The organism is Gilvimarinus gilvus (assembly GCF_030518155.1).
Lineage (GTDB): Bacteria > Pseudomonadota > Gammaproteobacteria > Pseudomonadales > Cellvibrionaceae > Gilvimarinus > Gilvimarinus gilvus.
Genome location: NZ_JAULRU010000021.1, coordinates 1 through 832, shown reverse-complemented (window position 1 = coordinate 832; position 832 = coordinate 1). Strand labels below are relative to the sequence as shown.

At 49.8% G+C, this 832-nt stretch carries 1 protein-coding gene and 1 rRNA gene; both read right to left on the bottom strand.

The genetic code is table 11. The features are described 5' to 3' along the window. Positions 1-528 (bottom strand): 16S ribosomal RNA (locus QWI17_RS00105); the annotation flags it as partial. Positions 529-574: 46 nt separating this feature from the next. After that, a partial coding sequence (locus QWI17_RS00100; RefSeq protein ID WP_302720476.1) for a hypothetical protein occupies positions 575-832 on the bottom strand: 258 nt, incomplete at its 5' end.

The window sequence follows — 832 nt, the reverse complement described above, 5'->3', positions numbered from 1 at the left end:
ATTACCGCGGCTGCTGGCACAGAGTTAGCCGGTGCTTATTCTGTCGGTAACGTCAAAACAGCAAGGTATTAACTTACTGCCCTTCCTCCCAACTTAAAGTGCTTTACAATCCGAAGACCTTCTTCACACACGCGGCATGGCTGGATCAGGCTTTCGCCCATTGTCCAATATTCCCCACTGCTGCCTCCCGTAGGAGTCTGGACCGTGTCTCAGTTCCAGTGTGACTGATCATCCTCTCAGACCAGTTACGGATCGTCGCCTTGGTGAGCCATTACCTCACCAACAAGCTAATCCGACCTAGGCTCATCTGATAGCGCAAGGCCCGAAGGTCCCCTGCTTTCTCCCGTAGGACGTATGCGGTATTAGCGTTCCTTTCGAAACGTTGTCCCCCACTACCAGGCAGATTCCTAGGCATTACTCACCCGTCCGCCGCTGAATCAAGGAGCAAGCTCCCGTCATCCGCTCGACTTGCATGTGTTAGGCCTGCCGCCAGCGTTCAATCTGAGCCATGATCAAACTCTTCAGTTCAATACTGCTTGGGTTTTTAAGAAACCCTAAACTTGGCTCAGCAATCTCAAATGACTATGTGATTTCTCGCATGGCCACTTGTGATGCTGATAATCTTTTTGACTATCAGTCCGTACTCACAAGCACCCACACGAATTGCTTGATTCGATTTGTTAAAGAGCGGTTGGTTAAGAGTGTTTCGTCTCAACCGAGGCGCGCATTCTACGCTTTCCTCATTTGCTGTCAAGCGTTTATTTTGAAGTTTTTTGCGAGAAACTCGTTTAGCTTCAAACACTTGACTCGCTGCGATCTCTCGTAGCGGGAG